This is a genomic window from Roseicella aerolata (genome assembly GCF_020523605.1).
Lineage (GTDB): Bacteria > Pseudomonadota > Alphaproteobacteria > Acetobacterales > Acetobacteraceae > Paracraurococcus > Paracraurococcus aerolatus.
This window is the reverse complement of the sequence record NZ_JAJAQI010000137.1, coordinates 1-1,593: the sequence shown is the minus strand read 5'-3', so window position 1 is coordinate 1,593 and position 1,593 is coordinate 1. Positions and strand designations below refer to the sequence as shown.

Genomic DNA, 1,593 nt, shown 5'->3' with positions numbered 1-1,593 from the left:
GCCGATCGGAAACATCCCTCCCGCCGAGGCCGAGGCGCGCTACTATGCCCAACGGGAGACAACCGCCCTGGCGGCATGACCCAAGCACAAAAGCCTCCGGCCATCCCGGTGCGGTTCAGTTCGCTCGGTGTGCCGATCCAAGCACCATGCTCCTGGGCCAAGGCCAGTATTGTCGCAGCCACCGCGTCGGCCTCAATCACCCCAGCCACCGCTGCCGCCCGATTCTCCTCCAGCGCCGCCAGCACCTGACCCTCTGACCAGCCGAATGCCGGCGCCGCCGCGCAGGCGAGCCAAGCAAAGTCGGCCATCCGCGGCGGCCGCTCCAGCCGCACTTCCGGCAGGCGTCGCAACGCCGTGGCGATGGCGTCGAGCAGCAGTCCCAAGATACCAGCGGCGGCAGTGTCGAATTCCCGCCAGAAGTCAACCTCAGTACGGCGCAGGTGATCCGGGATTGCCGGCAGGGTTAGGGCAATGGCGCGGTCGGCCAGGTCGCCGCGGGCGAGGAGAGCGGGAATGCCGTTCAGCAGTACCGGGTTCTGCACCCAGCCCATATTCTCTTCGTCGTTGGTGTACAGCTGGCGCTCGCGGAAGCCGGAACCGGTCGCCACCCGACAAAGGGCGTCGGCCATATCGGGAGCAATGCTGGAGAGGTTATCCAGGGCGAGGAGGCGGCCATTGCGGCATGCCAACGCAAGATCGCGCTCTTGCTTCGGCATGGGCTGGATATCGGCCAAGTTCGGGTCAGCAAGGCGACGCATCACTAAGCTCATGGTCGTCTTCGCGCTGCCTTGCTCGCCGTCCAGCGCCAGCACGGGATATGGGCCTCGTGGGTAAAGGACGGAAACCAGCCAGAGGACTGCAAGGACAATGTCGCCGCTCGGCTGGCCGGCCTCACCGGGACGAAGGTTAAGAAGGCGGCGTAGGTCAGCGAGGGCGAGGTCCCGGTCCACCCGGACAGGCACTGGCAGCGGCCGCAGGCCGCGCGGTCGCAGTAGCGGCACGTTCGCCCCCGGTACCAAACGCCATCCCTGGGCGTTCACATGCACCAGCCCCCAGTCCTCGCGCCCGAGATCAAGCCAGACACCATCATCCTGCTCGTCACGGCAGACCCGGACCGCGGGCTCGCGCACTGCCCCTTGCAAGGCTATCGCCTCCAGCATGCTGACCGCTTCGCGCAGGGCTTGGTCGCCTACTACGCCTGGACGCACGCTGGCAAGCGCCACCGGCGTCGCGCCGATCGCGGGGAACACGTAGCGCTCGAGGGTCGAGCGCCACTGACCCCGGTGCTTCGGGTTCCGCCAGCCTTCCTCGTGCGAGCGGAGGTAGGCGCCCGCCACCTAGCGGAACGTCATGGCCCTCGCTTGCTCGGCCGCCGCCTCGGCCCGGGCACGGCGCTTAGACGCTGTACGCGAATAGATCCCTTACTGCGCCTGGGTTTGTGCCACGAGCCTACGTGAGATGATGGAGATCATTACGATCCAGACGTGCGCGGCGAAGAGGTCGGGCGCACGATCATACACGATGTTGAGCCGGCGATAGCAGCTGAGCCAGGCGAACAGGCGCTCGACGGCCCACCGGATCCCGCTTGGCAGG

Annotated in this window: 1 pseudogene; it reads right to left on the bottom strand. The window is 67.1% G+C overall.

From position 1 onward, the window contains the following. Window positions 1–1,271 precede the first annotated feature (1,271 nt). Window positions 1,272–1,337, bottom strand: a pseudogene (locus tag LHA35_RS29160) (hypothetical protein); the annotation flags it as partial. Window positions 1,338–1,593 lie beyond the last annotated feature (256 nt).